Source organism: Variovorax sp. Varisp41, from assembly GCF_047325085.1.
Classification (GTDB): Bacteria; Pseudomonadota; Gammaproteobacteria; order Burkholderiales; family Burkholderiaceae_C; genus Variovorax.
The window spans coordinates 4,464,125-4,482,003 of sequence record NZ_CP168540.1; the positions used below are offsets into that span (position 1 = coordinate 4,464,125).

Here is a 17,879-nt window from a genome sequence, read left to right on the forward strand (position 1 = left end):
CGGCGACCGGCGCACGGTGCTTTCGGGTACCGTTGCGCCATGTCGCAGATCGAGAACCAGCTGGCCGCGCGCGGCCTCGTCCTTCCGCCCGCCGTCCAGCCGCCACCGGGCGTGGTGCTGCCCTTTCGCTTCGTGCGCATCGTCGGGCGGCGCGCCTTCGTCTCGGGCCACGGCCCGCTCAATGCCGACGGCAGCATCGCCGCGCCGCTGGGCAAGCTCGGGCGCGAGCTCGACGTGGAACAGGGCTACGCGGCCGCGCGCCTCACCGCGCTCGCGATGCTCGGCAGCCTGCAGCGCGCGCTCGGCGACCTCGACCGCATCACGGCCTGGACGCGCGTGTTCGGCATGGTCGCCTCGGCCCCGGGCTTCGACCGCCAGCCCTCGGTCATCAACGGCTTCTCCGACCTCGTGCTCGAGCTCTTCGGGCCCGAGGTCGGCGCGCATGCGCGCAGCGCGGTCGGCATGGCCGAGCTGCCGTTCAACATCCCGGTGGAGATCGAGGCCGAGGTGGAGATCGCCGAATGAGCGAAGCGCCGCGCTGGACCCTGCGTCGTGCCGAAGCGGCCGATGCCGAAGCGATCCGCGACTGCGCGATCGCCGCCTTCAGCGTCTATCTGCCGCGCCTGCCGATCGTGCCGCTGCCGATGAGCAAGGACTACGCAAGCGCCATCGAGTTGCAACAGGTGTGGGTCGCCGCGGATGCCGCGGAGATCGCGGAGATCGCGGCCGCGATCGTGCTCGACATCACCGACGAAGGCTTCCTGGTCGACGTGATCGCGGTGCGGCCCAGGCACCAGGGCAGCGGCGCGGGCCGCGCGCTGCTCGAGCTCGCCGAGCGCGAGGCGCTGCGCCAGGGCTTCGATTCGATCTACCTGTTCACCAACGAGAAGATGAGCGAGAACCGCGCGCTCTACGCGCGCATCGGCTATGTCGAATACCGGCGCCTGGTGCTCGAGAACCGCACGCGCGTCTTCCTGCGCAAGGCCTTGCGATGAGCGGCACGCCCGGGCTCGCGCGCATCCACCATGCCGCGATCATCTGTTCCGACTACGCGGTGTCGAAGCGCTTCTACAGCGAGGTGCTGGGCCTGCGCATCGTCGCCGAGCACCTGCGCGCCGAGCGCAACTCGTACAAGCTCGATCTCGCGCTGCCCGACGGCTCGCAGCTCGAGCTGTTCTCCTTTCCCGATCCGCCGCCGCGCGTCTCGCGCCCCGAGGCGCGCGGGCTGCGCCACCTGGCGTTCGAGGTGCCCGACGTGCGTGCCGCGGCCGAGGCGCTCAAGGCGCACGGCGTTGCCGTCGAGCCGATCCGCGTCGACGAGTACACGGGCCGGCGCTTCACCTTCTTCGCCGATCCCGACGGACTGCCGCTCGAGCTCTACGAAGCTAGCCCTTGCGCGTGAAGTCCACGCTGACCTTCAGGCCCGTCGGCTCGGCCGCCGCGAGCCGAAGCTCGGCCCCGAGCAGCTCCGCATAGCGCGCCACGATCGACAGGCCCAGGCCCGAGCCCTGCCCCAGCTTCTGCCCCGCGGGCCCCTGCGCCCAGCGCTGCATCAGCAGGCGCTGCGCATCGAGCGGAATGCCGGGTCCGTCGTCGATCACGCTGAGCACCTCGCCGCTGACCTCGACCGTGATGGTGCGGCCGCCATAACGCAACGCGTTGTCGATCAGGTTGTCGAGGATGCCTTCCACCAGCGCCTCGTTGGCCTGCACCGTCACGCTGTCGTCGAGGCCGCGCGCGCCCAGGTCCACGCCACGCGCATCGGCGCGCGCGAGATGCCGCAGCACCGTCTGCTCGGCCAGTGCATCGAGCCGCACGGGCGCGGTCTCGAGGCTGGTGCTGGCCTCGTCGGCCAATGCGAGCGCGAGCAGCTGGTCGATCAGGTGGCTCGCGCGTTCCTGGCTCTTGGCCACCTGTTCGAGCTGCTCGCGCCATACCGAGGGCTTCTGCTGCGCGAGCCCGTAGTCGGCCAGCGCGCGGATGCCCGCGAGCGGCGTGCGCAGCTCGTGCGCCACGTTGCCCACGAACTCGCGCTGCCCGCGCACGCTGTGGCCCAGCCGCTCGAACAGCGCGTTGACCGCCTCGCCCAGGTGCTGCAGCTCGCGCGAGGTCCGCACCACCGTCACCGGCGAGAGGTCGCGCACGTCGCGCCGGTCGAGGGCCTGCTGCAGGTCGCCGAGCGGCCGCAGATCGCGGCGGATGCCATGCCAGAGCCACACGGCGAGCAGCATCAGCAGCAGCACCTGTGGCGCGAGCGCATAGCCCAGCAGCTGCCGCACGAGCGCCGTGCGGCTCAGCGTGGTCTGCGCGATCACCACGCGGTAGGGCATCGAGACGCCGGGCTCGGCATCGTGCTCGAGCACCACCGCGCGCATCGGCTTGCCCTGGTAGGTGACGTCCGAGAAGCGGTAGCGCGCGCCGCCCACGGGCAGTGGCGCCTGCAGGTCGTCGGCGCCCGAGATCAGGGTGCCGTCGAGCCGCTGCACCGAGAAGTTGACCTTGTCGATCTGGTCGAACAGCACCGTGGCCACCTCGCGCGGCGTGAGCAGCAGCTCGATGCCGCGCTCGCCCGCCTGCACGTTGGCTGACAGCGCATAGGCGTCGTCGAGCATGCCGCGATCGAAGGCCTGCTCGGAGAAGTAGTTCGCGATCACCAGCGCGATCACCGCGCCCACCATCCAGCTCAGCGCAAGCGGCACCAGCACGTTGCGCAGCACGCGCCGCGTGAGCGTGGACACCGCGCGCGGCGGGCTGGGCGTGATCCGCGCTGGCGCTGCTTCGCTGTCGCTCACGGTCGCGGCGCGCTCAAACTTCGGCTTCGAGCAGGTAGCCGATGCCGCGCAGGGTGCGGATGCCCGCGCCCGAGCCGACCAGCTTCTTGCGCAGGCGCGAGATGAAGGCCTCGAGCGCGTTGTCGCCCAGCGATTCGTCGAAGCTCGAGAGCTTGTCGGACAGCGCACGCTTGCTCACCGTGCGGCCCGGCGGGCTCATCAGTTCCCACAGCACCTCGAACTCGCGCGCCGGCAGGTCGAGCGGGCCGCTCGCGGTGGAGAAGCGCCGCGCCTTGCGATCGAGCTTCAGCTGGCCCAGCAGCACGATGTCTTCCGTGCCCTTCGCGCGGCGCACCAGCGCGCGCAGGCGCGCCTCGACCTCGGCCAGGTCGAAGGGCTTGCCGAGGTAGTCGTCAGCACCCGCGTCGAGGCCCGCGATGCGTTCCTCGGTGCGGCCGCGCGCGGTGAGCACGAGCACCGGCGTGCGGTCGCCGCGCGCGCGTGCCTGTCGCAGCGCGGTGAGTCCGCTCGCGAGACCGCTGGTCGCGCTCGCGGTGGCGGGCAGGTTGAGATCGAGCAGCACCGCATCGAAGGGCTGCACGCGCCACAGGTGGTCGGCGTCCTCGACGTTGGTGGAGACATCGACGCGGTGACCAGCGTCCGCGAGGCTGCGAAGCATCACGTCGCGCAGCACGGCATCGTCTTCGACTAGCAGGATTCGCATGATTTTCGAGTGGGTTGAGGTGCCTATTCTTGCTCGCGGGAGGGTCAGCAGGCGGTCAGTACGACACGCGATAAACACGGCATGAGCATACGACAGCCCATCGCCGCACGGGCCCTTTTCATCGGGGCCGCATCGTCATGAGCGCACGCGAACCTTCCAGCCTGCTGAGCTTCGTGCACCCCGCCGTGCAACGCACCGCGGTCGTGCTGCTGCATGGTTTGTGCAGCACACCTGACGAACTGCTGACCGTGCAGTCCGCGCTGCGCGACGGCGGCTACACGGTGCACCCGATGTCGATCCCCGGCTACTCCTTCGACGCCAGCGCGCCGATGCAGCAGGCCGCGCCCTTCCAGCAGTGGCTCGACAGCATCGAGGCCCAGGTCGCGGCCCTGCGCGAGACGCACGAGCGCGTGCTGCTCGTGGGCATCTCGGCGGGCTCGTCGCTCGCGCTCGGCGCCGCCATCCGCTGCGGCGACGCGGTCGATGCGCTGGTGCTGATGTCGACCACGCTGCGCTTCGACGGCTGGGCCATCCCGCGCACGCAGATGCTGCTGCCGCTGGCCTACTACACGCCGCTGGGCCGCTTCTGGCAGTACCGCGAACGCCCGCCCTACGGCGTGAAGAACGAACGCGTGCGTGCCTGGATCGAGCGCGAATTGCGGCACCGCAAGATCTCGCGCGCCGGCAGCTCGGTGATCGGCGTGAGCCACCTGCGCGAACACCATCGGCTGATCCGCCACGTGCGCGCCAACCTGCATCGCGTGCAGTGCGACCGCGTGCTCGCGCTGCATGCGCAGCAGGACGAGGTGGCCAGCGTCGCCAACCTCGAGATCCTCGCGCGCGGCCTGCGCTGCCGGTCGTTCCGCAGCGTGGTGGTGAGCAACAGCTACCACATGATCACCATCGACAACGACCGCCAGCAGGTGGTGCGCGAGACCGTCGCCTTCGCCGACGAGGTCGCGCACGGCACGGGCGCCGATGCCCCGTCCTTCTCTCTGAAGGCTTCCTGAAAAGGAACGCGTTCGCCATCGCGATGCCCTCGATCCCACCCCACAATGAACCGTGCAAGGCGGTGTCGCGACGCTCGCCTTCCCCGCAACTGCCGCGCCGACCGATGGCACTCCCGCACGACGATCGTGCACCACGCTTCGCCTGAAAGGAACCAGCCCCATGTCCACCTCGCCCACCTTCAACAGCATCGCGCGCATCCTCGAGAACGACTTCCGCGTCGAGGCCAGCCTGGTCTCGCCGCAGACCGCGCTCGCCGACCTGGGCCTCGACTCGCTCGCGCTGATGGAGTTCGTCTTCGCGGTCGAGGATGCCTTCCACCTGCGCATTCCCGAGGACCGTCTCGATCCGCGAGAAGCGGGCATCACGCTGCAGCGCCTGTGCGAAGTGATCGATGCGGAGAGCGCTGCCGCGATGGCGAACACCGCGAACGCGCCTGAGGCGGCGCACGCATGAGCAGCGGTGTCGAACACGCGGTGATCGCTGCTTCGGCGCAGCGCATCGCGGCGCCGCCGGTGCGCGTCAGCGGCGTCGGCTTCGTCACGCCGATCGGCCGCACGCTCGAGGCCTTCGACGATGCGCTGTTCCATGGCCGCTCGGCCGTGCGCTCGCACACGCTCGCGATCCCCGGCATGGACAGCGTCGAGATTCCCGTGGCCGCCTGCGACTTCGATTCGAACGGCGTGCGCAGCATCTCGCGCCTGCCGCTGGACCGCGGCACCGCGATGGCCCTCGCGGCCGCGCAGGATGCCGCGGCGCAGGCCGGACTGGCACGCGACAGCGTCGACCCCGAACGGCTGGGCATCTTTTGGGGCAGCGGCCTCGCGGGCGCGGGCAGCTTCGACAACACCACGCAGGCGCTCTATGCCGAGCAGCGCCGCATGCGGCCGACCACCGTGCTCACCGTGATGCCCAATGCGGCGGTGGCCGAGCTCGCACTGCACTTCGGCGCGCACGGCGCGGCCATCGCCTATGCCTGCGCCTGCGCCTCCTCGGCGGTGGCGATCGGCGAGGCGATGCGCGCCATTCGCGGCGGCTGGATCGACGTCGCCATCGTCGGCGGCCACGACGCCATGCTCACGCCCGGGGTGATGGCGAGCTGGCAGGCGATGCGCGTGATGGCCGCGCCGCCGGCCGGCGCGCCCGAGACCGCATGCCGTCCCTTCTCGGGCGACCGCGCGGGCTTCGCGCTCGGCGAAGGCGCCGCGGCGCTGGTGCTCGAATCGGAAGCGCATGCGCGTTCGCGCGGCGCACTCGACACGGGCGATGGCGCGTCCTATGTGCTCGCCGGCTATGCCACCAACTGCGATGGCACGCACATCACGAACCCCGACAGCGCGGGCCAGGTGCGCGCGATGCGCGCGGCACTGCGCGACGCGGGCATCGATGCCGCGCAGATCGGCCATGTGAACGCCCACGGCACCGCCACCATGGCCGGCGACGCGGCCGAGGCGGCCTCGGTGCGCGAGGTGTTCGGCAGCGCGATGCCGGTGTGCGCCACCAAGGCGATCCACGGCCATGTGCTCGGCGGCGGCGGCGCGATCGAACTGGTCGCGACCTTGCGCGCACTGGCGCACGAGGCCGTGCCGCCGATCGCCAACCTGCGCGAGCCCGACGCGGCCTTCGAGCTGGACTTCGTGCGCGGCGAGGCGCGCGCCGTGCCCGGCATGCGCTGGGCGATGTCGAATTCCTTCGCCTTCGGCGGCACCAACGCCGTGCTGGTCGCTGGACGCATCGACGCCCCATCCCGCTGAGACTTCGCTGAAGTTTTTTCGCGCGCAGGAAGGCTCAAGGCAGGCAGTGCATCGGCTGGTGGTTCTCGTCGTGCCGGTGTTCGTGCTGCTGATGGCCTGCGAATTCGCCTGGGGCTGGCTCAAGCAGCGCAACACCTACCGCTTCGCCGACACCGTCGCGAGCCTGAGCCAGGGTCTCTTGAGCCAGGCGCTCGCGGTTTGCACGCAGCTGTTCCAGATCGGCCTCTACGCGCTCGTCTATCCGCATGTCGCGCTGTGCACCGACGCGGGCTTCTGGAACAGCGCGCTCGGCTGGATCGCCGCGGTGCTGCTGTTCGACTTCTGCGACTACTGGCTGCATCGCGCGGGCCACGAGTCGGCGCTGTTCTGGGCCGCGCACGCGGTGCACCACCAGAGCCGGCGCTTCAATTTCTCGACCGCGCTGCGGCAGGAGAGCATGGTCGCCTTCCTCGGCTGGGCCTTCTACCTGCCGATGGCCGTGGTGGGCGTGCCGCCCGAGCAGTTCGGGCTCGCGGGGCTGATCGTGCTGGTCTACCAGTTCTGGATCCACACCGAGCACGTCGGCAAGCTCGGCTGGTTCGACCGCGTGTTCTCCTCGCCCTCGAACCATCGCGTGCACCACGCCGTCAACGACGGCTACCTCGACCGCAACTACGGCGGCATGCTGGTGGTGTGGGACCGCCTGTTCGGCACCTTCGCCGAGGAGAGCGAACGCTGCGTCTACGGCACGCGCAAGCCGCTCGCGGGCTTCGATCCGCTGCGCGCGGTGCTCGGCCCCTATGCACCGCTCGCGCGCGATGCCTGGCACACGCGGCGCTGGCGCGACAAGCTCGGCGTGTTCTGGCGATCGCCGGGCTGGCGGCCGGCCGACGTGGCGGCGCGCTTTCCCGAGCCCGACTTCTCGCTCGAGGCGGCCGCCGCCCTCGACGATCCACCGGTCGGCCGTGCGCTCGCGCTCGCGGCCACGCTGCATTTCGCGGGCTGGGTCGGCATGACGCTGGCCTTTCTCTGGCGCGCGGACGAGATGGCTTTTCGCACCGGGCTCGAACTGCTGGCGCTGACGATCGCGGGTTTCTGGGCCGTGGGCGCGGTGCTCGATGCGCGGCTGCGATTGCGCTGGGCCTGGCCCGCGCAGGTGCTGCTGCTGGCGCTGGCCGGCGCCCTCCTGTTCACGGCGGGTTGAGCGGCCACGCGGGATTGCTATCCTGCGGGCCCCAGACCGACCCCGAACATGGAGCCGCCGTGCGCCGACTTGCCACTTCCCACGACCTCGCCGCCGTCCATGCGCTCTACATGCACGAGAAGGTGGTGCGCTTCCTCGGCTACGACCCGATGCCGCTCGCCGACTTCCGGCCGATCCACGAGGAGCTGGTGCGCAGCGGCTGCTTCCACATCTGGGAGGTCGAGGGCCGCATGGCCGGCTTCTACCGCGCCACGCGCTACCCGGGCCGCGTGGCGCACGTCGCCTGCCTTGGCACGCTCGCGGTGGACCCGGCCTTCCATGGCCGCGGCGTGGCGCTGGCCATGGTGAGCGATGCCATCGAGCAACTGCGCACGGCCGGCGTCAAGCGCATCGAGCTCTATGCCGAGAGCGACAACGCGCCCGCGCTGCGCTTCTACGAGAAGCTGGGCTTCGTGCGCGAGGGCACGTTGCGCAAGTTCTACAAGCGCGCCGGCGAGGCCGACTACATCGACGATCACCTGATGGCGCTGCTGCTCGACTGACAGGGTCTCAGGACCCCTTCCAGCGCCGCAGCAGCAAGGCATTGGCCATCACGCTCACGCTCGACAGCGCCATCGCCGCCCCGGCCACCACCGGGCTCAGCAGCCCGAAGGCCGCCAACGGAATCCCCGCCACGTTGTAGGCGAAGGCCCAGAACAGGTTCTGCCGGATCTTGGCCACGGTGCGCCCCGAGAGGTCGAGCGCCTGCGCCACCAGCGCGAGATCGCCGCGCATCAGCGTGATGCCCGCGGCCTCCATCGCCACGTCGGTGCCGCCATCGGCCGGCGCCATCGCGATGCCCACGTCGGCGGCCGCGAGCGCCGGCGCGTCGTTGGCGCCATCGCCCACCATCGCGACCACGTGGCCATCGCGGCGCAGCGCGCTCACCTGCTGCGCCTTGTCGGCCGGCAGCACCTCGGCGCGCACGTCCTCGGCCGCGATGCCCAGCCGCGCCGCCATGGCGCGCGCGGCGCGCAGGTTGTCGCCCGAGATCATCACCACGCGCAGGCCGCGCGCGCGCAGCGCGGCGACGGTCTCGGCGGCCTGCGGCTTGGGCTCGTCGGCAAAGGCCAGCAGGGCCAGTGCCTCGGCCGCGCCGGCGGCATCGAAGCGCAGCAGCGCCGACACCGTGGCGCCCTGCGCCTGCAGCCGGTCGACCTCGGCCGCGTCGACCTCGGCATCGAGCTCGCGGCACCAGCGCAGGCTCGCGAGGGCCCAGGCACCGGCGAATTCGCCCTCGACCTCTCCGCGCACGCCGCGGCCGGGCATGGCCTGCATCGAACGCAGCGCCGGCACCGCCAGCTTTTTGTCGGCGGCGGCCACGAGCACGGCGCGCGCCAGCGGATGTTCGCTGCCGCTCTGCAGGCTCGCGGCCACGGCCAGCAACCGGTCGGCCTCGCCGCCATCGGCCAGCGGCACGAGCGCGGTCAGCACCGGCCGGCCCAGCGTCAGCGTGCCGGTCTTGTCGAAGGCCACGGTGTCGACGCGATGCGCGAGTTCGAGCGAACGCGCGTCCTTGATGAGAATGCCGCGCCGCGCCGCCACGCCCGTGCCCGCCATCACCGCCACCGGCGTGGCCAGGCCCAGCGCGCAGGGACAGGCGATGACCAGCACGGCCACCGCGTGGATCAGCGCGGTCTCGATGTCGGCGCCGCCGAGCAGCATCCAGCCGCCGAAGGTGAGCAGCGCGATCACCAGCACCACCGGCACGAAGATGGCCGCCACCTTGTCGACCAGCCGCTGGATGGGTGCCTTCGCGGCCTGCGCATCCTCGACCAGCCGGATGATGCGCGCGAGCACGCTCTCGGCACCGACCGCGCGCACCTCGACCACCAGCCGGCCGTCGCCATTGACGGCACCGCCGGTCAGCGGGTCGCCCGGTCCCTTGGGCACGGGCAGCGGCTCGCCGGTCAGCATCGACTCGTTGACCTCCGATTCGCCCTCGACCACGCGCGCATCGGCCGGCACGCGTTCGCCGGGACGCACCGCGAGGCGGTCGCCCACCATCACCTCGGCCAGCGGCACGTCGCTCTCGCCGCGCGGGCCGACCAGGTGCGCCACCTCGGGCCGCAACTGCTGCAGCGCACGGATCGCCGAGGTCGCCTGGCGCTTGGCGCGCGCCTCGAGCCACTTGCCCAGCAGCACCAGCGTGATGACCACCGACGAGGCCTCGAAGTACAGGTGCGGCACCATCCCATGGCCCGCGTGCTCGCCGGTGGCCGAACGCCACCAAAGCCACAGCGAGAGTCCGTAGGCCGCGCTGGTGCCGAGCGCGACCAGCAGGTCCATGTTGCCGGTGAGCGCACGCGCCGCATGCCAGCCCGCGCGGTAGAAGCGCGCGCCGAGCCAGAACTGCACCGGCGTCGCGAGCAGCAGTTGCAGCCAGGGATCGAGCATCCAGTCGCGGCCGAAGAACTCGCCGACCATCGGCAGCATCAGCGGCGCCGACAGCGCGAGGCCGACCGCCACCGGGCCGAAGCCGTGCCAGGGCGACAGCGCCGCGGCTTCCTCCTGCGCATCGGCCGCGGCGCGCGGCTCGTAGCCGGCGGAGCGCACCGCGCGGCGCAGCCTCGCATCGATGTCCTCGCCGCCCTGCGCCTGCGCCACCACGCGCGCCGATTCGGTCGCGAGGTTCACGCTGACGTCCTGGACGCCGGGCACGCCCTTGAGCGCGCGCTCCACGCGCATCACGCAGGACGCGCAGGTCATGCCGCCGACCGAGAGGTCGAGCGTGAGATTCGGCAGAGGCCGTGCTTGTACGTTTTCCATGCTGCGAAGGCTAAAGCTTCACACCATGGCAAGGTCAAGCGCGGCAGGAAGAGTCCCTGGACTGGACATTGACATCGTGGCAAGGTTCAGACTTCGGTTTCCGAACGGGCCAACGCCCACCTTGTCATCCACGAAGGAGCAGAAACGATGAGCCAGAAATTCCAGGTCGCGGGCATGAGCTGCGGACATTGCGTGAACGCCGTGCAGAACGCGGTGCAGACGGTCGACCCCGAGGCCCAGGTCACGGTCGATCTCGAGACCGGCCATGTGGACGTGCTGAGCCAGCAGCCGCGCCAGGACCTGGTGGCGGCGATCGAGAACGCCGGCTACCGGGTGCAGTGAAGGTGCCGGTCACGCACGGCCCCGTGGCGATCGGCGAGGCCGCCCGGCTGTCGGGCGTGTCCGCGCGCATGGTGCGCCACTACGAGGGCCTGGGCCTGCTGAGCGCGGTGGCGCGCACCGACAGCGGCTACCGCCAGTACGGCGATGCCGACATCCACACGCTGCGCTTCATCAAGCGCTCGCGCGACCTCGGCTTCTCGATGGAGGAGATCGCCGAGCTCGTGGGCCTGTGGCACGACCGCCGGCGCACGAGTTCGAGCGTGAAGCGCATCGCGCAGAAGCACCTCGAGGAACTGGAGCAGCGCATCGCCGACATGCAATCGATGCGCAGCACCCTGGCCCACCTGGTGCACTGCTGCCACGGGGATGCGCGGCCCGAGTGTCCGATCCTCGACGACCTGTCGAAGACCGCCTGACGGTTCAGGCGCCCCGGACCAGCGACAGCACCTTGCCCGCATCGAGCGTGCGGGCCTTCTCCTGGATCGCCGGCAGGTAGCGCGACTGCAGGCCCTGGCCTTCCTGCACCACGCCCGAGAAGGCATCCTTGAGCATCTGCGTCGACAGCGTGCGGCCGCCCGCGTAGTAGCGCTTGGCGACATGGCCCAGCGCATAGGTGGTCGCGAAGCTCATGCCCGAACTCACGGCCTGCTTGCCGACGCCGCGCAGCAGGCCGCCGCCCACCTTGCCGAGCAGCCCGCCCAGCAGCTTGCGCCCGGCCTGCTCGAGGTACTGCGAGGTCAGGCCCACGCCCACGGTGGCGATGAAATCCTTGACGTGGCCGCTGTCGAGCTCGTAGCCGTGCGCCTTGCCGATGCGGTAGACCAGCTTCATCTGCAGCGGAATGATCGCCATGGTCGACAGCGTCTCGGGCAGCAGCTCGAGCGCGCCGTTGAGGATGGCGGCATTGAGGATCGACTTGTCGAGCTCGGCGCTGTCGGGCGTGAGCGGCGACGCGCCCGCCGCGACGGCCGGTACCGGCGCCGCGGCCACCACGGCTCCCGCGGAGGCACCGGCCACCGCCCCGGCCGCCGCGATCTCCTCGGCCTGGTTCGAGAACTGCGCCGCCGAGGCATCGAGCCCGAGCGAGGTGCGCACGTCGGCCAGGAACATCCGCTCGGCCTGCGACTGCGCGCCGTCGGCATCGCACACGCACACCGCCATCTCGTAGGCGAGCTGCTTCGCCTCGGTGCTCTGCAGCTGCGCCGCCACCGACGGCAGCGAGACGCGCTTCATCAGCACGTCCTGGTAGAGCGTCGGCAGGTTCAGGCCGTCGGTTTGCGACAGCCCTTCGGCGATGCGCTTGATCTCGGCGCGCTCGCGTTCGTGCTTTTCGCCGTCGACGAAGGCGGCCAGCAGGCTGAGGGTCACGATGGCCTGGGTTTCGGAAGGTGTCACGGCTGGAATTTCCACAAGGTGAAGGACGAAGTTCGGTCGGATGACCGGGGGAAGGTTCCGCCGCGCGTTCTCCCCACAAAGCGGGTGCAACTCTGTGGATAACCACAGAACTACTTTGTAGGGGCGCGGCAAGTTATTGATTTTTATGGGGAATCTACAGACCGCTTAAAAATTGGGCAATGAATTTCCTCACCCGAAAAACGCCTTTCGCAGATTTCCGGAGGGCTGTCAAAGGACAACTCTGGGGAGAGTTCTGGCACAAGCAGGTGGTTATCCACAGCGCCGGACGGATGCGCCAGGTTGTCCCTTTGGCCGCGACAGCACGGAAGCACGGCTGCGCACAGTGACCGCTGTATGACAAGTGCTTGTCACATAACGAAAAAATCGGCCTGTCCACAGAAGGGGCGGACTCTTATCTACTACTACTAATTTGAATAAGAAGAATAAGAAATAGAGAGAGACCAAAGGTCGCGCCCGAAAAAAAGTCCGAAGGCCGCGCCTCGTTGCAACGCCGTCGACGTGGCTGGCGTCCGCCCCGTGGCGCTCGCTACCATCGCCGGATGAGCTTCAAACCGCGGATCCTGATCGCCGAGGACGAATCGGGCATCGCCGACACCCTCCAGTACGTGCTCAAGAGCGACGGCTTCACGCCGATCTGGTGCGCCACCGCGGAAGACGCGCTGGCCCAGTTCGCGCAGGAAGCGCCGGCGCTCGCGATACTGGATGTGGGATTGCCCGACATGAACGGCTTCGAGCTGTTCAAGCGGCTGCGCGCGCTGAACCAGGCCATGGGCGGACCGGAGGTGCCGATGCTGTTCCTCACGGCGCGCAGCGACGAGATCGACCGCGTGGTGGGGCTGGAGCTCGGCGCCGACGACTACGTCGCCAAGCCGTTCTCGCCACGCGAACTGGTGGCGCGCGTGCGAACCATCCTGCGGCGCAGTGCGCGTGGAGGCTCGCCAGGAGGCACAGGAGCGCCCGCGGGCGGCGGGCAGGGGGTCCCCCATGCGCTCGCCTCCCAGACGTCGCCTGCGCCCGCTCAACCGCCCGCAGCGCCACCATTGCCCTTCGTGCTCGACCAGGAGCGCATGCAGATCCGCTACTACGGCCGCCTGCTCGAACTCTCGCGCTACGAATACGGCCTGCTGCGCCTGCTGGTGCAGCGCCCGGGACGCGTGTTCACGCGCGACGAGCTGCTCGAGCGGGTCTGGGACGATGCCAGCGAGAGCTTCGACCGCACCGTCGATGCCCACATCAAGACCCTGCGCGCCAAGCTCAAGGCGATCGCGCCCGAGGTCGAGCCGATCCGCACCCTGCGCGGCACCGGCTACGCCCTCAACGAAGAACTGCCCGCCAGGATCTCGTGACCCGGCGCACGCGCATCTTCATCGGCATCCTGCTGATCTACACGGCCGGCATCGCCTTCCTGCTGTACCGCGTCGTCTCCGACATCGATCCGCGCTACCGCGAGTCAGCCGAGGAATCGCTGGTCGAGACCTCGCAACTGGTGGCCAGCCTGGTCGAGCAAGACGTGATCGCGGGCGCCATCAACACGGCGCGGCTCGAGCCGCTGTTCCGCACGCTCTATGCGCGCGAGTTCTCGGCTCAGATCTACAACCTGCACAAGAACCGGGTCGAGTTGCGCGTCTACGTGACCGACCGCGGCGGGCGCGTGATGTTCGATTCGCTCGGCCGGCACCTGGGTGCCGACTATTCGAAATGGAGCGACGTGAGCCGTACGCTGGCCGGGCTCTACGGCGCGCGCACCTCGCGCGACGTCGACGTGGATCCGCGCACTTCGGTGATGTACGTGGGGGCGCCGATCCGCTGGAACAACGAGATCGTCGGCATGGTCAGCGTGGGCAAGCCGGTGCAGAGCTTCGGCCAGTTCGTGGAGGATGCGCGGGCGCGCACGATCTGGGTCGGCGTGGGTTCGGCGCTGGCGCTGCTGCTGCTCGCGGTGATCGTCTCGGTCTGGCTGGTGCGGCCCTTCGGGCTGATCCGCGACTACTGGGGCTGGGTGCGCGCGCAACGCAGCCTGAGCCTGCGGCGCATGGCGCGGCGCGCGGTCGACGCGGTGCGCAGCGGCTTCAGCGAGATGCGCGACACGCTGACCGGCCGCAACTACGTCGCCGACTACGTGCAGACCTTCACCCACGAGGTGAAGAGCCCGCTGTCGGCGATCCGCGGCGCGGCCGAGCTGCTGCAGGAACCCTCGATGCCGCACGAGGAGCGCGAGCGCTTCCTCGCCAACATCGCGCGCGAGACCCAGCGCATCCAGGAGATCGTCGACCGCATGATGGAGCTGACCGCGCTCGAGACCCGGCGCGCGCTCGAGCGCACCCAGCCGGTGGCGCTGGCGCCGCTGATCGAGGACATCGCGACCGGCGCGCAGAGCGCGGCGGCCCAGCGCAACATCCGGGTGCAGGTGAACGTGCGCGAAGGCACGGGCGCGAACGCTTCGGTCGAGGGCGATCCTTTCCTGCTGCGCCGCGCGATCAGCAACCTGCTGGACAACGCCATCGATTTCTCGCCCACCGGCAGCGAGGTGCTGATCAACCTGGAAACCACCTCGCGGCTCGCGCGCGTGAGCGTGCGCGACCGCGGGCCGGGCATTCCCGACTACGCGCAGGAGAAGGTCTTCCAGAAGTTCTATTCGCTGGCGCGGCCGCACAGCCAGAAGAAGAGCACCGGGCTGGGCCTGGCCTTCGTCAAGGAGATCGCCGCGCTGCACCACGGCCGCATCGAGCTCGGCAACGCGACGCGCGGCGGTGCGGTGGCCACGCTCACGCTGCCGCTGCTGCCGGCCTGAGCTACTGGCGCCCGATCAGCGCGAGGTAGTCGCGGCGCGTGCCTTCGCTGACCGAGGCGATCAGCTGTTCGTACGGGGTCTTGTGGCGCGCCAGCATGCGCGCCGAGGCCACCATCTTCGACTTGCAGAACCAGTGGCAGGTGTGCTGCATCAGGAACAGTTCGGCCGAGAGCATGTAGGCCTTGTCCTTGGGACTGCGGCCGGCGCGGTTGTGCATCACCTCGTTGATGCCGCGCGCATGGATCGCGAAGGCCGCGCGCAGGTCGAAGGTCTCGCGCGGAAACAGCAGGTGCGCATAGGGCAGGGTCGCCAGCGGCGAGGTGCTCACGCGCGCCTGCGCGGCATCGACGCGCGCGAACTCGGCGGCGAAATTGGAGAACTGGGCCGCGAGCCGTGCCTCGGTCGCGTCGAGCACGCCCCAGATCTGCTGGCGCCGCTCGGGATCGTCCTCGCCGAGGCAGCGCAGGTAGCCCTCGGTGAGGTTCTCCATCAGCTTCTCGATCTGGTAGTTGCCCAGGTGGTGCGCCAGCAGCGCGATGCGCCGGCGCTGGTCGTGGGACTTGAGGAAGTAGGCGCCGATGGCGATCAGTGCCACCAGGGTGAGGATTTCCATGGACTTGGGAACGGGCGAACGGGAAGGAAGGGAGTGCGCCGAGTGTAGAGACCCCGGCGCGGCCCTTGTCGCCCGCCGTCCTAGCGGAAGAAGTCCAGGATGCGGTTGCGCTCCTCGGGCTGCGGCGGCGCGCCGATCGGCACGCCGGTCAGCACCTCGACCGGCTGCGGCGCCACCTCGGGCTCGAGGCCCAGGCTCGCGACGCCGCGGCCCGGCGCGTAGTCGTCGAAGTAGAGTTCGCCGTCCACGTGCACCAGACCCGGCGGCTCGGGCAGCTGCGCCACCGGCACGCCGCGCAGCGCGGTCTGCATGTAGCCGGTCCAGATCGGCAGGCTCAGGCTGCCGCCGGTCTCGCCGCGCACGCCGAGCTGGCGCGGCGTGTCGTAGCCGATCCAGGTCACGCCGACCATGGTGGGCTGGAAGCCCGCGAACCAGGTGTCGAAGGAATCGTTGGTGGTGCCGGTCTTGCCGAACAGGTCGTCGCGCTTGAGCGCCTGGTAGGCCTTGAAGCCGGTGCCGTTGCGCACCACGCTCTGCAGCAGCGAGTCCATCAGGTAGGCGTTGCGCGCGGGGATCGCGCGGTTGCTTTCGTCGAGCGCCGGCGGCTCGGTTTCCATCAGGACCTTGTCCTTGGCATCGGTCACGCGCGTCACGAGGTAGGGATTGACGCGGTAGCCGCCGTTGGCGAACACCGAATAGCCGGCGGCCATCTGCAGCGGCGTGACCGAGCCCGCGCCGAGCGCCATCGGCAGGTTGGCCGGATGCTTGTCCTTGTCGAAGCCGAAGCGCGTGATCCAGTCCTGCGCGTAGTCGGTGCCGATCGACTGCAGCACGCGGATCGTCACCAGGTTCTTCGATTTCATCAGCGCGGTGCGCAGCGGCATCGGGCCTTCGAAGCCGCCGTCGAAGTTCTTCGGTTCCCAGGGCTGGCCGCCGTTGGCGCCGGGCTCGAAGTACAGCGGCGCGTCGTTCACCACGGTGGCGGGCGTGAAGCCCTTCTCGAGCGCGGCCGAGTAGATGAAGGGCTTGAAGCTCGAGCCGGGCTGGCGCCAGGCCTGCGTCACGTGATTGAACTTGTTCTTGCTGTAGTCGAAGCCGCCGACCAGCGCCTTGATCGCGCCGGTGCGCGGGTCCATGCCGATGAAGGCGCCCTCGACCTCGGGCAGCTGCGTGATCTCCCAGCTGTTCTTGGCCGTGCGCGCCACGCGGATCACCGCGCCGCGGCGGATCTTGATGTTGGGCTGCGCCTTGGCCGCCAGGCCCGACTGCGCGGGCCGCAGGCCTTCGCCGGTGATCTCGATCGCCTCACCGTTCGCGCGCACTGCGCTGACCTGCTTGGGCGAGGCATCGAGCACCACGGCCGCGATCACGTCGCCGTTGTCGGGATGCTCGGCCAGCGCGTCGTCGACCGCTTCGTCGACCTCCTTCGGATCGTCGGGCAGATCGACGAACTTCTCGGGACCGCGGTAGGGCTGGCGACGCTCGTAGTCCATGATGCCGCGACGCAGCGAGCGGTAGGCCGCCGACTGGTCGGCCGCCACCAGCGAGGTGTAGACCTTCATGCCACTGGTGTAGATGCTGTCGCCGTACTGCGAATGCATCATCTGGCGCACCGTCTCGGCCACGAACTCGGCGTGCAGCCGGTTCGGGTCGGCGGCATCGCGCAGGTGGAGTTCCTCCTTCTTGGCCTCGGCCGCCTGCTCGGCGGTGATGAAGCCGGTCTCCTGCATGCGGTCGATCACGTAGAGCTGGCGCGCGCGGGCGCGGCGCGGATTGGCCACCGGGTTGTTGGTGCCCGGTGCCTTGGGCAGGCCCGCGAGCATCGCGGCCTCGGCGATCGTGATGTTGGCCAGCGGCTTGCCGAAGTAGGCATCCGATGCCGCGGCGAAACCGTAGGCACGGTTGCCGAGGTAGATCTGGTTCATGTAGATCTCGAGGATCTGGTCCTTGCTGAGCTGCTGCTCGAGCCGCAGCGACAGCAGGATCTCGTAGGCCTTGCGGCTCAGCGTGCGCTCGGAGCTCAGGTAGACGTTGCGCGCCACCTGCATCGTGATGGTGGAGGCGCCCTGCTTGCGTCCGCCCTTGAGGCTGGCCACCGCCGCGCGCAGGAAGCCCTTGTAGTCGACGCCGCCGTGGTCGTAGAAGCGCGCGTCCTCGACGGCGAGCACCGCGTCCTTCATGACCTTGGGGATCGCCGCGAAGGGCGTGAGGTTGCGGCGCTCCTCGCCGAATTCGCCGAGCAGCTCGCCGTCGGACGAAAACACGCGCAGCGGTTGCTTGGGCCGGTAGTCGGCGAGTTCGGAGCTGTCGGGCAGGCGCGGCGAGATCAGGGCGATGGCGACGGCGCCCGCGACCGCGAGCACCAGCACGCCCGAGCCGGCGACGATGGCGCTCCAGACGGCGATGCGCTGCCAGCGCGGTGGTTCGGGGGCGTCGGGTGAGCGGGGCTTGAAGGGATTGAACATGAGG

At 69.8% G+C, this 17,879-nt stretch carries 18 protein-coding genes; 12 read left to right on the plus strand and 6 right to left on the minus strand.

Features of this window, described 5'->3' with window-relative positions; all coding sequences use genetic code 11:
• Positions 1-39 precede the first annotated feature (39 nt).
• From ACEN9J_RS20620 to ACEN9J_RS20630, 3 genes are read left to right on the plus strand one after another with little or no spacing between them, the layout of a single operon-like run.
• A complete protein-coding gene (locus ACEN9J_RS20620; RefSeq protein WP_093343645.1) occupies positions 40-525 on the plus strand; it encodes a RidA family protein in 486 nt (161 codons plus the stop codon).
• Positions 522-995 carry a GNAT family N-acetyltransferase gene (locus ACEN9J_RS20625; RefSeq protein ID WP_413761926.1) on the plus strand — a complete coding sequence of 158 codons (474 nt, stop codon included), beginning with the start codon at positions 522-524 and terminating at the stop codon, positions 993-995. Before ACEN9J_RS20620 ends, ACEN9J_RS20625 begins: the two co-directional genes overlap by 4 nt.
• Complete coding sequence (locus tag ACEN9J_RS20630) at positions 992-1,402, plus strand: VOC family protein (RefSeq protein WP_413761927.1); 411 nt, start codon at positions 992-994, stop codon at positions 1,400-1,402. The genes ACEN9J_RS20625 and ACEN9J_RS20630 overlap by 4 nt, the downstream gene beginning before the upstream one ends.
• On the opposite strand, the gene ACEN9J_RS20635 is transcribed toward ACEN9J_RS20630, so the two are convergent.
• Both ACEN9J_RS20635 and ACEN9J_RS20640 read right to left on the minus strand, forming a co-directional pair.
• Entirely contained in the window at positions 1,386-2,792 is a 1,407-nt protein-coding gene (locus tag ACEN9J_RS20635; protein ID WP_057591819.1) for a sensor histidine kinase, read from the minus strand. The two genes, ACEN9J_RS20630 and ACEN9J_RS20635, sit on opposite strands and share 17 nt — an antisense overlap.
• A gap of 13 nt (positions 2,793-2,805) precedes the next feature.
• Complete coding sequence (locus ACEN9J_RS20640) at positions 2,806-3,495, minus strand: response regulator transcription factor (protein WP_057591820.1); 690 nt, start codon at positions 3,493-3,495, stop codon at positions 2,806-2,808.
• Positions 3,496-3,632: 137 nt separating this feature from the next.
• Between ACEN9J_RS20640 and ACEN9J_RS20645 the strand changes: the two genes are divergently transcribed.
• From ACEN9J_RS20645 to ACEN9J_RS20665, 5 genes are all read left to right on the plus strand, one after another.
• Complete coding sequence (locus tag ACEN9J_RS20645) at positions 3,633-4,505, plus strand: alpha/beta hydrolase (protein WP_413761928.1); 873 nt, start codon at positions 3,633-3,635, stop codon at positions 4,503-4,505.
• Positions 4,506-4,665: 160 nt separating this feature from the next.
• Positions 4,666-4,959 (plus strand): acyl carrier protein, encoded by a 294-nt coding sequence (locus ACEN9J_RS20650; protein ID WP_057591822.1) that lies wholly within the window; start codon positions 4,666-4,668, stop codon positions 4,957-4,959.
• The gene (locus ACEN9J_RS20655; RefSeq protein ID WP_261212142.1) at positions 4,956-6,257 is read left to right on the plus strand and encodes a beta-ketoacyl-[acyl-carrier-protein] synthase family protein; all 1,302 of its coding nucleotides are present in this window, start codon (positions 4,956-4,958) and stop codon (positions 6,255-6,257) included. The genes ACEN9J_RS20650 and ACEN9J_RS20655 overlap by 4 nt, the downstream gene beginning before the upstream one ends.
• 46 nt (positions 6,258-6,303) lie before the next feature.
• Positions 6,304-7,440, plus strand: a complete 1,137-nt coding sequence (locus ACEN9J_RS20660; RefSeq protein WP_413761929.1) for a sterol desaturase family protein — start codon at positions 6,304-6,306, stop codon at positions 7,438-7,440.
• Positions 7,441-7,499: 59 nt separating this feature from the next.
• Entirely contained in the window at positions 7,500-7,982 is a 483-nt protein-coding gene (locus ACEN9J_RS20665; RefSeq protein ID WP_296733097.1) for a GNAT family N-acetyltransferase, read from the plus strand.
• Between the two features lie 7 nt (positions 7,983-7,989).
• Here ACEN9J_RS20665 and ACEN9J_RS20670 read toward each other — a convergent pair whose 3' ends face one another.
• Positions 7,990-10,248, minus strand: coding sequence for a heavy metal translocating P-type ATPase (locus ACEN9J_RS20670; RefSeq protein ID WP_261212139.1), 2,259 nt, complete (start codon positions 10,246-10,248; stop codon positions 7,990-7,992).
• Between the two features lie 147 nt (positions 10,249-10,395).
• Between ACEN9J_RS20670 and ACEN9J_RS20675 the strand changes: the two genes are divergently transcribed.
• Together ACEN9J_RS20675 and cueR are read left to right on the plus strand one after the other, a co-directional pair.
• On the plus strand, positions 10,396-10,590 hold the full coding sequence (locus ACEN9J_RS20675; protein ID WP_057591827.1) for a heavy-metal-associated domain-containing protein: 195 nt from the start codon (positions 10,396-10,398) through the stop codon (positions 10,588-10,590).
• Between the two features lie 68 nt (positions 10,591-10,658).
• On the plus strand, positions 10,659-11,006 hold the full coding sequence (gene cueR, locus ACEN9J_RS20680; RefSeq protein WP_409976546.1) for a Cu(I)-responsive transcriptional regulator: 348 nt from the start codon (positions 10,659-10,661) through the stop codon (positions 11,004-11,006).
• A gap of 4 nt (positions 11,007-11,010) precedes the next feature.
• Here the strand turns inward: cueR and ACEN9J_RS20685 are convergent, their stop codons facing one another.
• Positions 11,011-11,985, minus strand: a complete 975-nt coding sequence (locus ACEN9J_RS20685) for a YcjF family protein (RefSeq protein ID WP_057591829.1) — start codon at positions 11,983-11,985, stop codon at positions 11,011-11,013.
• A 560-nt stretch (positions 11,986-12,545) separates the two neighbouring features.
• Between ACEN9J_RS20685 and ACEN9J_RS20690 the strand changes: the two genes are divergently transcribed.
• Positions 12,546-13,352, plus strand: coding sequence for a response regulator (locus ACEN9J_RS20690; protein WP_413761930.1), 807 nt, complete (start codon positions 12,546-12,548; stop codon positions 13,350-13,352).
• A complete protein-coding gene (gene creC, locus ACEN9J_RS20695; RefSeq protein ID WP_413761931.1) occupies positions 13,349-14,797 on the plus strand; it encodes a two-component system sensor histidine kinase CreC in 1,449 nt (482 codons plus the stop codon). The genes ACEN9J_RS20690 and creC overlap by 4 nt, the downstream gene beginning before the upstream one ends.
• Before the next feature lies 1 nt (position 14,798).
• Here creC and ACEN9J_RS20700 read toward each other — a convergent pair whose 3' ends face one another.
• Together ACEN9J_RS20700 and ACEN9J_RS20705 are read right to left on the minus strand one after the other, a co-directional pair.
• Positions 14,799-15,410 carry a hypothetical protein gene (locus ACEN9J_RS20700; protein ID WP_413761932.1) on the minus strand — a complete coding sequence of 204 codons (612 nt, stop codon included), beginning with the start codon at positions 15,408-15,410 and terminating at the stop codon, positions 14,799-14,801.
• Between the two features lie 80 nt (positions 15,411-15,490).
• Entirely contained in the window at positions 15,491-17,875 is a 2,385-nt protein-coding gene (locus ACEN9J_RS20705; protein ID WP_057591833.1) for a penicillin-binding protein 1A, read from the minus strand.
• Positions 17,876-17,879: the final 4 nt, after the last annotated feature.

Coding starts and splice junctions, on each gene's coding strand:
- ACEN9J_RS20620 (WP_093343645.1), top strand. CDS start 40: ATGTCGCAGATCGAGAACCAGCTGGCCGCGCGCGGCCTCGTCCTTCCG.
- ACEN9J_RS20625 (WP_413761926.1), top strand. CDS start 522: ATGAGCGAAGCGCCGCGCTGGACCCTGCGTCGTGCCGAAGCGGCCGAT.
- ACEN9J_RS20630 (WP_413761927.1), top strand. CDS start 992: ATGAGCGGCACGCCCGGGCTCGCGCGCATCCACCATGCCGCGATCATC.
- ACEN9J_RS20640 (WP_057591820.1), bottom strand. CDS start 3,495: ATGCGAATCCTGCTAGTCGAAGACGATGCCGTGCTGCGCGACGTGATG.
- ACEN9J_RS20645 (WP_413761928.1), top strand. CDS start 3,633: ATGAGCGCACGCGAACCTTCCAGCCTGCTGAGCTTCGTGCACCCCGCC.
- ACEN9J_RS20650 (WP_057591822.1), top strand. CDS start 4,666: ATGTCCACCTCGCCCACCTTCAACAGCATCGCGCGCATCCTCGAGAAC.
- ACEN9J_RS20655 (WP_261212142.1), top strand. CDS start 4,956: ATGAGCAGCGGTGTCGAACACGCGGTGATCGCTGCTTCGGCGCAGCGC.
- ACEN9J_RS20670 (WP_261212139.1), bottom strand. CDS start 10,248: ATGGAAAACGTACAAGCACGGCCTCTGCCGAATCTCACGCTCGACCTC.
- ACEN9J_RS20675 (WP_057591827.1), top strand. CDS start 10,396: ATGAGCCAGAAATTCCAGGTCGCGGGCATGAGCTGCGGACATTGCGTG.
- cueR (WP_409976546.1), top strand. CDS start 10,659: ATGGTGCGCCACTACGAGGGCCTGGGCCTGCTGAGCGCGGTGGCGCGC.
- ACEN9J_RS20690 (WP_413761930.1), top strand. CDS start 12,546: ATGAGCTTCAAACCGCGGATCCTGATCGCCGAGGACGAATCGGGCATC.
- ACEN9J_RS20700 (WP_413761932.1), bottom strand. CDS start 15,410: ATGGAAATCCTCACCCTGGTGGCACTGATCGCCATCGGCGCCTACTTC.
- ACEN9J_RS20705 (WP_057591833.1), bottom strand. CDS start 17,875: ATGTTCAATCCCTTCAAGCCCCGCTCACCCGACGCCCCCGAACCACCG.